This is a genomic window from Thalassospira lucentensis, assembly GCF_032921865.1.
GTDB classification, from domain to species: domain Bacteria; phylum Pseudomonadota; class Alphaproteobacteria; order Rhodospirillales; family Thalassospiraceae; genus Thalassospira; species Thalassospira lucentensis_A.
This window is the reverse complement of sequence record NZ_CP136684.1, coordinates 4,111,092-4,125,284: the sequence shown is the minus strand read 5'-3', so window position 1 is coordinate 4,125,284 and position 14,193 is coordinate 4,111,092. Positions and strand designations below refer to the sequence as shown.

Annotated in this window: 16 protein-coding genes; 9 read left to right on the top strand and 7 right to left on the bottom strand. The window is 56.6% G+C overall.

The features are described 5' to 3' along the window. Positions 1-46 precede the first annotated feature (46 nt). The gene (locus R1T41_RS19930) at positions 47-502 is read left to right on the top strand and encodes a host attachment protein (protein WP_062953068.1); all 456 of its coding nucleotides are present in this window, start codon (positions 47-49) and stop codon (positions 500-502) included. Between the two features lie 36 nt (positions 503-538). On the opposite strand, the gene R1T41_RS19925 is transcribed toward R1T41_RS19930, so the two are convergent. From R1T41_RS19925 to pcaQ, 5 genes are all read right to left on the bottom strand, one after another. After that, a complete protein-coding gene (locus R1T41_RS19925) occupies positions 539-1,459 on the bottom strand; it encodes a helix-turn-helix domain-containing protein (RefSeq protein ID WP_247793338.1) in 921 nt (306 codons plus the stop codon). Between the two features lie 102 nt (positions 1,460-1,561). Next, positions 1,562-2,953: a TRAP transporter large permease gene (locus R1T41_RS19920; protein ID WP_062953070.1), complete on the bottom strand. Its 1,392-nt coding sequence runs from the start codon at positions 2,951-2,953 to the stop codon at positions 1,562-1,564. Continuing rightward, positions 2,946-3,449, bottom strand: a complete 504-nt coding sequence (locus R1T41_RS19915) for a TRAP transporter small permease (protein ID WP_062953071.1) — start codon at positions 3,447-3,449, stop codon at positions 2,946-2,948. Before R1T41_RS19915 ends, R1T41_RS19920 begins: the two co-directional genes overlap by 8 nt. A gap of 83 nt (positions 3,450-3,532) precedes the next feature. After that, a complete protein-coding gene (locus tag R1T41_RS19910) occupies positions 3,533-4,567 on the bottom strand; it encodes a TRAP transporter substrate-binding protein (protein WP_062953072.1) in 1,035 nt (344 codons plus the stop codon). 233 nt (positions 4,568-4,800) lie between these two features. Further along, positions 4,801-5,742: a pca operon transcription factor PcaQ gene (gene pcaQ, locus R1T41_RS19905; protein WP_062953073.1), complete on the bottom strand. Its 942-nt coding sequence runs from the start codon at positions 5,740-5,742 to the stop codon at positions 4,801-4,803. A 130-nt stretch (positions 5,743-5,872) separates the two neighbouring features. On the opposite strand from pcaQ, the gene pcaD reads away from it, so the two are divergent. From pcaD to R1T41_RS19865, 8 genes are all read left to right on the top strand, one after another. Continuing rightward, a complete protein-coding gene (pcaD, locus tag R1T41_RS19900; RefSeq protein WP_317338758.1) occupies positions 5,873-6,673 on the top strand; it encodes a 3-oxoadipate enol-lactonase in 801 nt (266 codons plus the stop codon). Further along, the gene (gene pcaC, locus R1T41_RS19895; RefSeq protein WP_037991466.1) at positions 6,666-7,058 is read left to right on the top strand and encodes a 4-carboxymuconolactone decarboxylase; all 393 of its coding nucleotides are present in this window, start codon (positions 6,666-6,668) and stop codon (positions 7,056-7,058) included. Before pcaD ends, pcaC begins: the two co-directional genes overlap by 8 nt. Positions 7,059-7,063: 5 nt before the next feature. Further along, on the top strand, positions 7,064-7,765 hold the full coding sequence (gene pcaH, locus R1T41_RS19890; protein WP_317338755.1) for a protocatechuate 3,4-dioxygenase subunit beta: 702 nt from the start codon (positions 7,064-7,066) through the stop codon (positions 7,763-7,765). 3 nt (positions 7,766-7,768) lie between these two features. Then, positions 7,769-8,356: a protocatechuate 3,4-dioxygenase subunit alpha gene (pcaG, locus tag R1T41_RS19885; protein WP_317338753.1), complete on the top strand. Its 588-nt coding sequence runs from the start codon at positions 7,769-7,771 to the stop codon at positions 8,354-8,356. A 131-nt stretch (positions 8,357-8,487) separates the two neighbouring features. Next, positions 8,488-9,342, top strand: a complete 855-nt coding sequence (locus R1T41_RS19880) for a CoA transferase subunit A (protein WP_317338752.1) — start codon at positions 8,488-8,490, stop codon at positions 9,340-9,342. Positions 9,343-9,356: 14 nt separating this feature from the next. After that, positions 9,357-10,130, top strand: a complete 774-nt coding sequence (locus tag R1T41_RS19875) for a CoA-transferase subunit beta (RefSeq protein ID WP_062953078.1) — start codon at positions 9,357-9,359, stop codon at positions 10,128-10,130. 11 nt (positions 10,131-10,141) lie between these two features. Continuing rightward, positions 10,142-11,347, top strand: a complete 1,206-nt coding sequence (pcaF, locus tag R1T41_RS19870; RefSeq protein ID WP_317338751.1) for a 3-oxoadipyl-CoA thiolase — start codon at positions 10,142-10,144, stop codon at positions 11,345-11,347. Positions 11,348-11,485: 138 nt separating this feature from the next. Then, entirely contained in the window at positions 11,486-12,826 is a 1,341-nt protein-coding gene (locus R1T41_RS19865) for a 3-carboxy-cis,cis-muconate cycloisomerase (RefSeq protein WP_317338749.1), read from the top strand. A gap of 47 nt (positions 12,827-12,873) precedes the next feature. Here the strand turns inward: R1T41_RS19865 and R1T41_RS19860 are convergent, their stop codons facing one another. Both R1T41_RS19860 and R1T41_RS19855 read right to left on the bottom strand, forming a co-directional pair. Next, entirely contained in the window at positions 12,874-13,371 is a 498-nt protein-coding gene (locus R1T41_RS19860; RefSeq protein ID WP_317338747.1) for a GNAT family N-acetyltransferase, read from the bottom strand. Further along, on the bottom strand, positions 13,353-14,075 hold the full coding sequence (locus tag R1T41_RS19855) for a TenA family protein (protein ID WP_317338745.1): 723 nt from the start codon (positions 14,073-14,075) through the stop codon (positions 13,353-13,355). Before R1T41_RS19855 ends, R1T41_RS19860 begins: the two co-directional genes overlap by 19 nt. Positions 14,076-14,193: the final 118 nt, after the last annotated feature.

Sequence of the window (14,193 nt, the reverse complement as noted above, 5' to 3'; positions counted from 1 at the left end):
GGTGGGGGACGTTCCGGGGACAGTCGCAACAGAAAAGCAGGTTAATATGCATAAAAACCAATGGATACTTGTTGCCGACGGCGGTCGCGCCCATGTGGTGGCCGTCACGTTTGATGCCGAAGGACGGCATCTGGAAACGGTCACGGAAATGCAGGCCGATAACAGGTCGAGCCGGGAAATCGCCAGTGACAAACCGGGACGCGGTTTTAACAATCCCGGCGGCAACCAGCAGCGCCACGCCATGCCACCATCGACCGACCCCCATGAACATGCGCAGATGGAATTTGTCGATGATGTGGTCAATTACCTGACCGACAAGCGCAAGCATGGCAAGTTCGACAACCTGATCGTGATTGCCCCGCCCAAGGTGATGGGCGAGGTGCGCAATAAAATGCCAAAACCCCTGGCCGAGGCGCTTGATGGGGAAATCGTCAAGGACCTGACCAAGATACCGCTTGATGACTTGCCCAAGCATCTGAGCGGGACGGGTGGCTGGCTTTAACCCGTAATCCATAAACGGTATATCAAGGCCGGGATGTTATCGATGGTCCTGTCGGAATTGCATCGGTGACATCGCGGCCTTTTTGGCGAAAAAGCGCGAAAAATATCCGGCATCGCGGAAGCCCAGTTCATCGGCGATCTGCTGAACCGCGATGTCGGTATAGATCAGGGTGCGTTTGGCCTCCAAGATCAGGCGGTGATGGAGGACTTCGATGGCAGTCATGCCATAGATGTCCTTGGCGATGCGGTTAAGCTGTGTCGTGGTGATACCGATTTCGCGGGCGTAGAATTCCAGCGGTTTGTGCTGTTTGTAGAAGGTTTCGATCAGCGACTGGAATTTGCGGAACTTGGCGGTTTTCTGTTCCTTGCGGCTTAGGCGCGCCGGATCACCCGACGGAGCATCGCGCCCGATGCCGAGCAACAGCAACCCCAATATGTTGCGCAGCGCATATAACCGCCCGGTATTATGTCCGTAATATTCCGCGACCAGTTGGCGGATCAGGAAATCTGTGGGGCCTGGCTGATCGGCGGTTCCCGATCCATCGACACAAAGCGGCCGGTCAAGGCGTGCAAGCAGTTTGGGGGCGGGGGAAAGGATTTCCTGCAAATGGTAATCGGTCAGTGAAATGACCCAGCCATCGATATCGGGGCTGAAGCGAAAGCCGTGAACGGTGCCGGGCGGCATGGTGAGGATCTGCCCGACCTGCATGGTGAATTGCCGGTCGTCAAATTCGATCCCGGCATGGCCGCGTGTGATGTAAAGCAGTTGAAACAGATTGGCATGACGGTGCGGCTGGATGTGCAGGTCATGCAGTTTGGATCGCGACGGGATGCTTTCGAGATGGAAGAATTCCGGTTCGGAAATGGCAATCTGTTCGGCGGTTCCGGGTGCGGTTTCGCCGGTTTCACCGTAAAGCTTGTAGACCGGAATGCTGTTGCGGGTTGCGACCATGATCATGTTTTGCTGTTTGCTTTGGGACAGTCTAGCGGTTTTCGGGTTTGACCAAAAGAAAAGCCCGCCAGATCGGGCGGGCTTTTCGGAAGCTTATGATGCGCGTCGCTAACCGCCGAGCAATGTCGGGACAAACAGGGTTAGCACCGGCACAAAGATCAGCAGCAGAATGCGCAGGATTTCCGCGGCAAAGAAGGGCATGACACCGCGGAAGGTCTGGCTCATGGGGACGCCATCGGCAAGGGCGTTGATGATGAACACATTCAATCCCACCGGTGGCGTTATCAATCCAAGCTCCACGACAATCAGGGCCAGAATACCGAACCAGATTTTCAGGTCCTCGGCCCCCATGCCGTATGCTGCGGATGCCGCCGTTGCCCAGTCGCCGCCATTGATATCGACCAGGGCCGGCCAGAAGAACGGGATGACCACCACGATCATCGACAGGCTTTCCATGAAGCAGCCCAGAACGATCAGGGCGAGCAGCATCAGAACCATGATCAGCCAGGGATCAAGGCCGCTGGTGGCGGCGGCCTCGGCCATATAGGCCGGAAGGTTGGCACGGCTGAAGAAACCCTTGAGGATTTCGGCACCCAGCAGGATGAAGAAGATCATCGAGGTGGTGACAGCCGTATCGCGCAGCGACTGTTTCAGACCGGAAAATGTCAGGCCACCCTTGCCGCGCAGGCGCATATAGGCACCGTAAACCAGAATGGCAAACACACCCACACCGGCCGCCGGGGTCGGGGTGAACAGACCGGCCCCAAGACCGAGAATGATCGAGCCGAAAATCACCATGACCGGGATCAGGCGCAGCAATGCCTCGCGGCGTTCGGCCGGTTCCATCGGTTCGGGGATGGGGGCGAGGCTTGGGTTCAGGCGGACCTGAATGGCAATCACCCCCATAAAGAATGCAACCGCGATCAGGCCGGGAATGATGGCCGCCTGGAACATCTGGATGATGGATGCCTCGACCGTGACGGCATAGATCACAAGTGCGACGGACGGCGGGATCAGAATGCCAAGCGTACCGCCCGCCGCCAGCGTACCGGTGGCAAGGCGCGGTGAATAATTCAGGCGGCGCAATTCCGGCAGGGCGACCTTGCCCATGGTGGATGCGGTGGCAAGCGATGATCCGCAAACCGCCCCAAACCCGGCGCAGGCCCCGATGGCAGCCATGGCGACACCGCCGCGGAAACGACCGAGAATGGCGTTTACGCCCTGAAACAGATCGCGTGACAGGTTGGCCTGACTGGCGAGATAGCCCATCAGGACGAAAAGCGGCACGACCGACAATTCATAGTTCGAGACAATCCCGTAAAACAGGGATTTGAACTGTTGCAGATAGGGTTCAAAGCGCAGGAACGGGAAGAACAGGCTGAGCACATAGTTGCCGCCAATTCCGACACCGATCATGGCAAGGCCGACAGGAACACGCAGTGCGAGAATAAAGAACAGCACGACGAGACCGCCAAGGCCGATTAATTCGCGTTCAGACATTGGCCGGGGCCTCGCTTTCGAAAATCTGGCTTGCGGCAATCAGCGCCCACAGGAACATCGATACGATGCCCGGCACATAGAACGGCCAGATCGGCCAACCCAGAATTGCCGACAGGGTATTGTCGCTGCGTACTTCGATCAGGCCGTGGATCATCATATAGCCAAGGAACAGGGCCAGAAGCGTCATCAGGACGCCCGAGATGATATCCACGCCGCGCGCGAACCATTGGGGAAACATTTTGATAAAGACATCGACGGCGACATGGCCGTAGCGGGTCTGGCAATAGGGGAAGAACATCAGGGCTGCCGAGCTGACAATCATACTGACGAAGTCTTCATAGCCGATAATTGCCGGGAAATTGGCACCAAACAGGCGCGCAATTTTGTCCAGGCCGAATGCGGTAACGTTCACGATCGTGACCACGGCAATCAGCAGGGCCAAAAAACCGCCAGCCACGGCAAACCAGGATGCGGCCTTATTCAGCACGTGTTTCATGTGTCATACAATCTTGCGGGAATGAGGGGTCACGTAAATATATGATACGTGACCCCGTCAGATTTGCCAGTAACTTGAAAAGATTACTGTTTGGTATTGGCGAGAACGGCGGCTTTGGCCTTTTCGACCAGTGCGGCACCGTCGATGCCGTTCGATTTTGCTTCTTCGATCCAGCGATCAACAACCGATGCGGATGCATCGTCGAAGGTTGCTTTTTCTTCAGGCGTCAGTTCAACAACCTGACCCTTGCCATCGTTGATCATTTTCTTGCCGACTTCTTCGACATTGTTGAAAACGTCACCGATCTGGGCGGCAAAATCGCGACCGGAGTTACGGTCGATGATTTCTTTGAGATCGTCCGGCAGGCTGTCGTAACGATCCTTGTTCATGGCGAACAGGAAGACCGAGGTACCAAAGCGGGAATTAACGCCCTGGCCTTCGACCGAGTAGGAAACCAGTTCAGCCAGTTTCAGCGGCGGGACGACTTCGAACGGTACAAGGCCGCCGTCAACCACGCCAAGCGACATTGCCTGCGGCAGGGCCGGGACCGGCATGCCAACCGGTTCTGCACCCCAGGATTCAATCACCCAGGAACCGGTACGGGTCGGCGTACGCAGTTTGAGGCCTTTGACATCGGCAACGGTGCGGACTTCTTTTTCGGTCAGGTGGATGGCCTGACCGGCATGGACGTGAACGGCCAGCGGATGAATGTCTTTAAGATCCGGTGCCATGTCTTCCATCATGTCCCAGATCGCGAGGTTGGTCGCGCGTGCATCCCCCAGATGGACACCCGGAAGTTCGAACACTTCGGTGTGCGGGAAGACGCCCGGGGTGTAACCCGGCAGGGTCCAGACAATGTCGGCCACACCGTCACGGACCTGACGATACAGTTCCGGCGGGTTGCCGCCCAGCGACATGGACGGGAAGATTTCAAACTTGATACGGCCGTTTGATTCTTCTTCGATCTTTTTCGCCCACGGTTCCATCATCTGGGCCTGGGCCGGTGCTTTCGGGCCCAGGAAGTGATGGATCGTCAGGGTTACTTCCTGTGCATGTGCGCCGAACGACACCATGGTCGCGACGGCGGCACCTGCCAGCAATTTTGTAATGTGTTTCATTCTTCCTCCTTTTAACGTCCCCTGGCGTAGCCAAACGCCATCAAACGTCTCAGCCATGATGCGTTTTTTTTATCTGCGAAGTTTTCCAGAAGTTTTTTCTTGTTGTTTTTATTGTTCTTTTTGTTCGGATGGTTGCCGTTTATGCACAGCTGCCATGCCAATTTGTAATCAATCTAATCGTCCCCGCATGGTTATGTATAATGATATTGGCGCACATTTTCATAACCAAATGATTATGTATCGTGTCGGGAATGGGTCGAATGATGCCGGGTGGCTTCTTCGCGGACGGCATTGATCAGCATTTCGACCGGCGGGGATACCGGACTGTCGATGCGGGTGGTCAGGCCCACCGGGCCAAAGGTATCGCTGGTATCAATCGGCAGTTCGACAAGATGTCCTTCGGCAATGTCGGATGCCACAGCCCCGTTCGAGATGATCCAGATCGCATCGGTTTCGCGGGTAAAGGCACGGCCAAAGGATGTTGAAACGGTTTCGATCCGGTCGGGCAGGGCACCGATGCCATGCGCGATCAGCATTTTATCGACGGTCGGGTGAATGATCGCCTGTTTGGGCGGTACCAGAACGGTGAATTCGCGGATGCGGGTGATGTCCGGGTTTTTATCGGCCAGTAACGGATGGCCCGGACGTGCGACCAGCGAGATATGTTCCGAATATAGATGTATAAAGGACAGACCCGACATCTGATCGGGTTCGGCCAGACGACCAACCACCAGATCAAGTTCGCCGACGCGCAATTGCCCCATCAGCATCACGTTCGGGCCAGCGACGACCTTGACCGTTGTATCGGGGCTTAGCGCCTTGAACCGGCGGATGGCGTTTGGCATGACGCTGGCGGCGACGGTTGGCAGAACACCAAGATTGATCGAAAGTCCGCCCTGCATGCGGACCTGGCTGATGCTGTCGACACCCTGACGCAGGGCGGTGACACTGGCACCGGCATAACGCAGGAACACCTTGCCGAAATCGGTCAGTGTGACGCCGCGTTTGGAGCGGTCGAACAGACGGGCATCAAGATGTTCTTCGAGCTCGCGGATGGTTTTGGAAACGGCCGGCTGGGTGATGGATAATGTGTCGGCGGCCTTGACGACGCTGCGCTGGCGCGCGACCTCCAGAAAGCAGGTCAGATGGCGGAATTTAATGCGTTGATCAAGCATGCGTACCATTCCAGAAATCAAATCTTGCAAGTTTATATAATTGTATAGTTATGCAATTAACGCAAATCCTCATTTTACATAACCAAATCTGCCTGCCAGATTATGGGTAACAAATCAGGGTGGAAATAACATGAGTTTACAAGTCGCCCCGATCAACGGGACACATATCCATTATTGCCAGACCGGCCCGAAAGACGGCCCGGCCTTGGTGTTTTCAAATTCGCTGGGTACGGATCTTCGTATCTGGAACGATGTTACCCCGGCCTTTGCCGACCGGTTCAACGTCATAACCTATGACAAGCGCGGACATGGTTTATCGGGCATTGGCGGGGCGGATTATAATATCGACCTGCATGCCAATGATCTGATCGGGCTTCTGGATTATCTGGGCGTCAAAGACGTCATTATTTGCGGTTTGTCGGTCGGTGGACTGATTGCGCAGAAGGTCACGGAACTGGTGCCCGCCCGCGTTCGCGGCCTGATCCTGTGTGATACCGCGCCGAAACTTGGCGATGCGGATGGCTGGAACATGCGTATCAATGCCATCAGGGAAGGTGGTATCGAGGTTCTTGGCGATGCCATCATCGAACGCTGGCTGTCGCCGACATATCGCCGCGAACGGCCGGTTGAAACCGCGATGTATCGCGACATGCTGGTGCGCACCACGGTCGAGGGTTATGTCGGAACGTGCGTTGCCCTTCGCGATGGTGATCTGCGCGATGCGGCGACCCGGATTTCGGTGCCGGTCCTTTGCGTTTGTGGATCGGACGATCTGGCGACACCGCCCGATGTGGTGCGCGAGATGGCCGGGATGATCCCCGGTGCCGAATTCGAACTTATAAACGGGGTCGGGCATTTGCCGTGCCTTGAAACCCCTGAATTGCTTTCCCGGTTGATCGACCGATTTATCAAGGAGAAGAACCTTGTCTGAGAACCGGTATGAAGTCGGTATGAAAACCCGCCGTTCCGTTCTGGGCGATGCCCATGTGGATCGTGCATCGGCGAATGTCACGGAAATCGATGCCGGTTTTCAGCGTTACATCACCGAGAATGTCTGGAATGGTGTCTGGACCAGCGATGCGTTCACCAAACGCGAACGCAGTATTGTGACCATCGCGCTTCTGGCCGGGCTTGGCCATGAAGAAGAACTGGCGATGCATATCCGTGCAACGCTCAATACCGGTGCCACACGCGAAGATATCCGTGAAGTTCTGATGCATGTTGCGGTCTATGCCGGTGTTCCCACCGCCAATACGGCATTCCGCATTGCCAAACAAACCTATGCCGAGATCGATGCGGCCGCCAAGGGAGAGTAAACGCCATGTCCACCTTTAAACCGCGCGACTGGGGTTCCCACGCCCCCTATATCGCACCCGGTTACAAGTCCACCATCCTGCGCGGCCCGACGCAGGCACCGCTTGCGATCAAGTCAGGATTGAGCGAGGGCACCGGCCCGCGTTTTGCCCCGGCATCGGTGCGCAAGCTTGACTTCGATCTGACCAAGAACGGCATCACCAATGGTGAACCGCTGGGCGAACGTATTGTGGTGCATGGCAAGGTCATGGATACCGATGGCCGCCCGCAGCCCGACATTCTTGTCGAAGTCTGGCAGGCCAATGCGGCGGGGCGTTATGTGCACAAGGTGGATCAGCATGACGCGCCGCTTGACCCGAATTTCCGCGGGTCGGGCCGGTGCATGACGGATGCCAATGGCAATTATGTTTTCTATACGATCAAGCCGGGGGCCTATCCGTGGGGCAACCATTTCAACGCATGGCGTCCGAACCATATCCATCTGTCGCTGTTCGGGCCGGGCTTTGCCACGCGCCTTGTGACCCAGATGTATTTCCCGGGTGATCCGTTGCTGGAGCTTGATCCGATTTTCCTTGAAACCCAGGATGCGAGCGCCCGCGAACGTCTGATTTCCAAATTTTCAATCGAGAAAACCGAGGAAGGCTTTGCCCTTGGTTATCAGTTTGACATCGTCCTTCGCGGACGTAATGCCACCCCGATGGAGGACTAAGTCATGGCATATGGTGAAACCCCTTCGCAGACGGTTGGCCCTTATTTCGCCTATGGCCTGACGGCCGGGCAGTATGGTTATGATTTTACCGATATCGCAGACACAACCATCGCCGGACCGGATGCCGAAGGCGAGCATATCCGCATCACCGGTCGTGTTCTTGATGGCAATGGCGATGTCGTCAATGACGCGATGATCGAAATCTGGCAGGCCGATGCCAACGGCGCCTATACCGAAAATCCGGTGGATGTTGCATCATCGGGTTTCCGGGGCCTTGGCCGTTGCGGTACCGGCACGGACGCGCAGAACCGCTTTTATTTTGACACCGTCAAACCGGGGGTTGTTGCCGATGGCACGGCCCCGTTTGTCAATGTCATCGTGTTCATGCGCGGCATGCTGGTTCATGCCTTTACCCGTTTCTATTTCGATGACGAGGCGGCATTGAACGCCAAGGACGACATCCTGCAATCAGTTCCCGCCGATCGCCGTGACACGCTGATTGCCAAGCGTGTCGAAACCCGTACCGGGGTTCAATACCGGATCGACATTCATATGCAGGGGGACGCGGAAACCGTGTTCTTCGACGTGTAAGTCGCTTCGGTCTGGATGGCTGTGTTCGCTGCTTTGGGGAAAGCCGGTGGTCACAGCCATCCAAATCATTCCAACGCATCCGGCTGAGATATGCCGCGTTTTATTGTTCTGGTTACCACAGGAGTTTTACCGTGGTTGCACGTTTCATGTCGCTTAAAGAGGCTGTCGCATCCTGCATCAAGGATGGCGATACCGTCTCGATGGAAGGTTTCACGCATCTGATCCCGCATGCCGCCGGGCACGAGGTCATCCGTCAGGGGATCAGTGATCTGACCCTGATCCGGATGACGCCCGATATGATCTATGATCAGCTGATCGGGGCCGGTTGTGCAAGGAAACTGGTGTTTTCGTGGGGCGGCAACCCCGGTGTCGGGTCGTTGCACCGGTTGCGCGATGCGGTTCAGGAAGGCTGGCCGCACAAGCTTGAGATCGAGGAACACAGCCACGCGGCAATGGCCAATGCCTATGACGCGGGGGCGGCGGGTCTGCCCTGTGCGGTGTTCAAGGGATATCGCGGGGCGGAATTGCCGCGCGTGAACAAGAACATCAAATTCATCGAATGCCCGTTCACCGGTGAACGTCTGGCAGCGGTTCCGGCCATTCGACCGGATGTGGCGGTTGTCCATGCCCAGAAAGCCAACAAGAAGGGCGATGTCCTGTTTGAAGGTATTGTCGGGGTTCAGAAGGAAGCCGTTCTGGCAGCGAAAAAATCGATCATCACGGTCGAGGACATTGTCGATAATTTCGATGATGTTCCCTACAACGCCGTGATGCTGCCGAACTGGGCGGTGACCGCGATTGTCGAGGTGCCCGGTGGCGCACATCCGTCTTATGCCCAGGGTTATTACAAGCGTGACAACGCGTTTTACAAGGCGTGGGACAAGATTGCCAATGATCGCGACAGTTTCACCGCATGGATCGATGAGCATGTCATGAAGGGCGGCCCCGAAGATTTCGCCGCCAAGCGCGAAGCGAACAAAGGGTAAGCGGAGGAAAGATCATGGTTGACTATACCCCTACCGAAATGATGACGGTTTCTGCCTCGCGCGCACTCAAGAATGACGATGTGTGCTTTGTCGGCATCGGCATGCCGTCGGCAGCGTGCAACCTTGCGCGTTTGACGCATGCGCCGGAACTGACCCTTATTTATGAAAGCGGCACGATTGGTACGAAGCCAGACGTATTGCCGTTATCCATCGGTGATGGCGAGCTTTGCGAAACGGCTGTCAATACCGTGCCGGTGCCGGAAATGTTCCGTTACTGGTTGCAGGGCGGCAAGATTTCCGTCGGCTTCCTTGGCGCGGCACAGCTTGATAAATACGGCAACATCAACACCACCGTGATCGGCGATTATGACGATCCCAAGGTTCGCCTGCCGGGTGGTGGTGGCGCGCCGGAAATCGCGACGAGCTGTGGCGAGGTGTTTCTGGTGATGAAACAGAGCAAGCGCGGCTTTGTTGAAAAGATCGATTTCGTGACCTCGCTTGGTCATGGCAAGGGCGGTGATGACCGCGCATCTTATGGTGTCGATACCAAAGGTCCGTCGCGGCTGATTACCGATCTTTGCATCATGGAACCGCATCCGGTTGGCAAGCATTTCATCGTGACATCGATCCATCCGGGCGTGACGCGCGAAGATATTATCGAAAACACCGGCTGGGCTGTTGAATTTGCGGATGAAGTCGCCGAAACTCCGGTGCCCGACGCGCACGAGCTTCAGGTCCTGCGTGACTTGCATGCCCGCACCGCCAAGGCCCATGAAGGCCAGCAGTAAGGACTTTGAATATGGCTGATGCTTATATCTGCGATTTTATTCGCACCCCGATTGGCCGTTTTGGCGGCAGTCTTTCGTCGGTCCGTGCGGACGACCTTGGTGCCATTCCGCTGAAGGCGTTAATCGAACGCAACCCGAATATCGATTTCGGCGATGTCGATGACGTGATTTTCGGATGTGCCAACCAGGCCGGTGAAGACAATCGCAACGTGGCGCGCATGTCGTCGCTTCTGGCCGGGTTGCCGGAAAATGTGACCGGCACGACGGTCAATCGTCTGTGCGGGTCGGGTATGGATGCGATCATCATGGCCGCACGTGCGATCAAATCGGGCGAGGCCGATCTGATGATTGCGGGCGGTGTTGAAAGCATGTCGCGTGCCCCGTTTGTGATGCCAAAGGCCGAAACGGCCTTTTCGCGCAATGCGGAAATCTATGACACCACGATTGGCTGGCGTTTCATCAATCCGGTGATGAAAAAGCAGTACGGCGTTGATTCCATGCCGGAAACCGGTGAAAACGTTGCCGAGGATTTCAAGATCAGCCGTGCTGATCAGGATGCCTTTGCCGCCCGTTCGCAGGACAAGGCGGTGGCCGCACAGGAAAACGGCAATCTGGCCGCGGAAATCACGCCGGTCACCATTCCGCAGCGCAAGGCCGACCCGATCATCGTTGACAAGGATGAACATCCGCGTCCGGGCACCACGGCCGAAAAGCTTGGCAAACTGCCGACCCCGTTCCGCGAAGGTGGTTCGGTAACGGCAGGCAACGCATCGGGTGTGAATGATGGTGCGGCAGCATTGATCATTGCATCGGATGCGGCGGTCAAGAAATACGGCCTGAAACCGATTGCCAAGGTTCTTGGTGGTGCGACGGCGGGTGTTGCGCCACGCATCATGGGCTTTGGCCCGGCACCGGCCAGCAAGAAGCTTCTGGCGCGTCATGGCCTTACGACCGATCAGCTTGACGTGATCGAACTGAACGAGGCGTTTGCCTCGCAGGGGCTGGCGACGTTGCGCGATCTTGGCATTGCCGATGACGATGCGCGTGTGAACCCGAATGGCGGGGCGATTGCCCTTGGTCATCCGCTTGGCATGTCGGGCGCACGTATCACCGGGACGGCTGCGATGCAGCTGAAACGTGCCGGTGGTAAATATGCGCTGGCGACGATGTGCATTGGCGTCGGACAGGGTATTGCCATTGTGCTTGAAGCGGTCTGATTGATCGTTTGATTTCAAAAGGGCCCCTGTGCCGTTGAAGAACGGGCAGGGGCTTCTTTTGTGTTGTTGACCGAACGCAGTCGCGGCGCGACACTAACGACCTGAAATAACACCTGTTTAAACGGTGGACCAAACCAGATGACAATTTCGCCCTTTGATTCCGCGATGCTTGGCAATCTGTTTGCCGATGCGGAAATTGCCGCGCTTTTTACCGATGATGCGCAGATCGCATCGATGGTTCTGTTTGAGGCGGCATTGGCATCGGCCGAAGCAAGCGCAGGCGTGATCCCGGAAGCAAGTGCGAACCGTATTGCCGATGTGTGCCGCGAATTTCGCCCCGATCCGGCGTCGCTTGCGGCGGGTACGGCAAGTGCCGGTGTGCCGGTTCCGGCATTGGTCAAGGCGCTTAAGGCCGAGATTGGCGGGGATGATGCGCGCTATGTCCATTTTGGCGCGACCAGTCAGGATGTGTTTGATACGGGGCTGGTGTTACGGCTTCGCGATGCGGTGGCGATTATCCGCCGCCGGACGCGCAAGCTGATCAAGGCATTGATTGCACAGGCCGAAACCCACCGGGCGACGGTGATGATCGGACGCACCCGTTCCCAGCAGGCCGTGCCGACCACATTCGGGCTTAAAGCCGCCGGATGGCTGGCACCATTGGTGCGGATTGATCAGCGGATTGATACGTTATGTTCTGACTTGTTCCGGTTAAGTTTTGGCGGGGCGGCCGGGACGCTGGCGTCCATCGGTGATAAGGCGATTGAGGTTGAACGCAATCTGGCCGATGAACTTGAACTGCCCCCAACCGATATGCCGTGGCACAGCCAGCGCGATGTTCTGGTCGATTTTGCTGCACAGTTAACCGCACTTAGCGGTGCGCTTGGCAAGATGGGGCTGGATTTGGTGTTGCTGGCGCAATCCGAAATTGCCGAAGTCCAGCCGGGCAAGGGCGGCGGATCATCGACCATGCCGCATAAATCCAACCCGGTTCAGGCCGAGATGCTGATCACGCTGGCGCGGTTCAATGCCGGGCAGCTTGGCACATTTGCGCAAAGCCAGATCCATGAACATGAACGATCCGGGGCAAGCTGGTTGCTGGAATGGCTGACATTGCCGCAGATGATCATGGCAACCGGGGCCGGATTGGCGCAGGCGGTTGATATGGTGCCGAGCCTTAAGGTCAATACTGACCGGATGGCGGCCAATCTTGAACTGTCACGCGGGGCGATGCTGGCGGAAGCCGCGACCTTTGCCCTTGCCGAGCATCTTGGGCGTGATGTGGCAGACAAGTTGGTGAAAGACGCGTTGTCGCGATCTGCGGCCAATCAAAGCAATCTGTTTGATGAGTTGCCCAAAATGACCGATGTCGGGATTGACTGGGCCAAGCTGCGCGATCCGGCGAACTATATCGGACAGGCCGATAGCTATGTCGAGCGGGTGGTGACAACCGCACGGCGGGCGATCAAGGATAGCTGAAACAAAAAGGCGGTCGGAAAATGACCGCCTTTTGATTTTGCCCGCGATCAGGTCACAGGCCGCAGGCGTTTTTCGACGGCATAGTTATGGATCGGGACACCGGCGACTTCAAAATCCCGGCGTTCAAGCACGTGAAAACCGTGTTTTAACAGGAAGCCTTTGGCAAGTTCGCTGGCTTCGGAATAAAGCTTTGCGATGTTGCGGTCACGTGCCGCTTTTTCGAGGGCGTCATACAGTGTCGTGACCGCACCGGTCCCGGCAAGTTCGGGCAGGGCATACAGGAAATGGATGTGTCCGTCGGCTTCGAGATCGCAAAAGGCGACGGGCTGGTCGTTTTCATCCGCCGCGATCAGGCGCAGCCGACCATCGTCCATCAGTTCGGCAAACCGTTCTGCGGTTGGAGCAAGGGTTGCCCAGATGCCGACCTGATCGGGGTTATAGGCACGCGATCCCAGTTCCGTAACAGAACGGGTATAAATTTCGGTCAGCACCGATGCATCGGTTGCGCGATACGGGCGGATGGTGATCACGTTTGTGAACCCCATGCCGCGTCAAAGAACCGGACTTCAAGTTCGGTTGCCTTGCGGAAACAGGAAAGACAGTTTGCGCGGGCAGCGTCATCCAGTGTCGGTCCGGTTTTATCAAGCTGATCATTCAGGAAGGCGACGACGCTTTCGAAATAGGTCCCGATATGCAGATCAAGCCATTCGGCGTACCAGAACTCTTTGGGGTGGCTTTCGATTTCATTGTGAACCCGGTCCGCCCAGCCAAGATAGGTGCCTTCGGCGACAGCCAGAACCGCCAGCATGCTGGCGTAGTCGTTGCTTTCCATGGCGGTGCGCATCAGGTCCTTGAAGTCCGCGGTGACGTCCCAGTCGGGCATTTCGCAGCGTTCCTGTTCGGTGACGCCAAGCGCATCAAGTGAGCGTTCGAAATAGGTGTTTTCCGGTCCGGTCAGAAGGGCGAGAAACTGGCAGGCCGGAATCCTGTCGGCAAGGGTCGGGGCACGCGATACGGCACCAGCCAGAAGAGCGACAAACCGGTCGATAAAACGGTGATCCTGAATCAGATAGTTTTTAAGGTTGCGGTCAGGAACGGCGGCCTTGCCCCAGGCATCGGTAAAGGGATGATGGGTGACCTTGTGCCAGTCATCGGCAACACATGCCTTTAGCCATTGGGAAAAAGTGTTGCCCGGATTTTGATCGTGCCAGATCGGCCAATCGGCAACGGATGCGAATTTATCGGTCATGTCGGGGCCCTTTACCTGCAAATCAAACAAGGGCGTAGCACGCGTTTTCACGGCCTGCAACCGGATCATGTGCCGCATTCCTTGCGATAGATCAGTTTTAACACAAATAAATGATAAA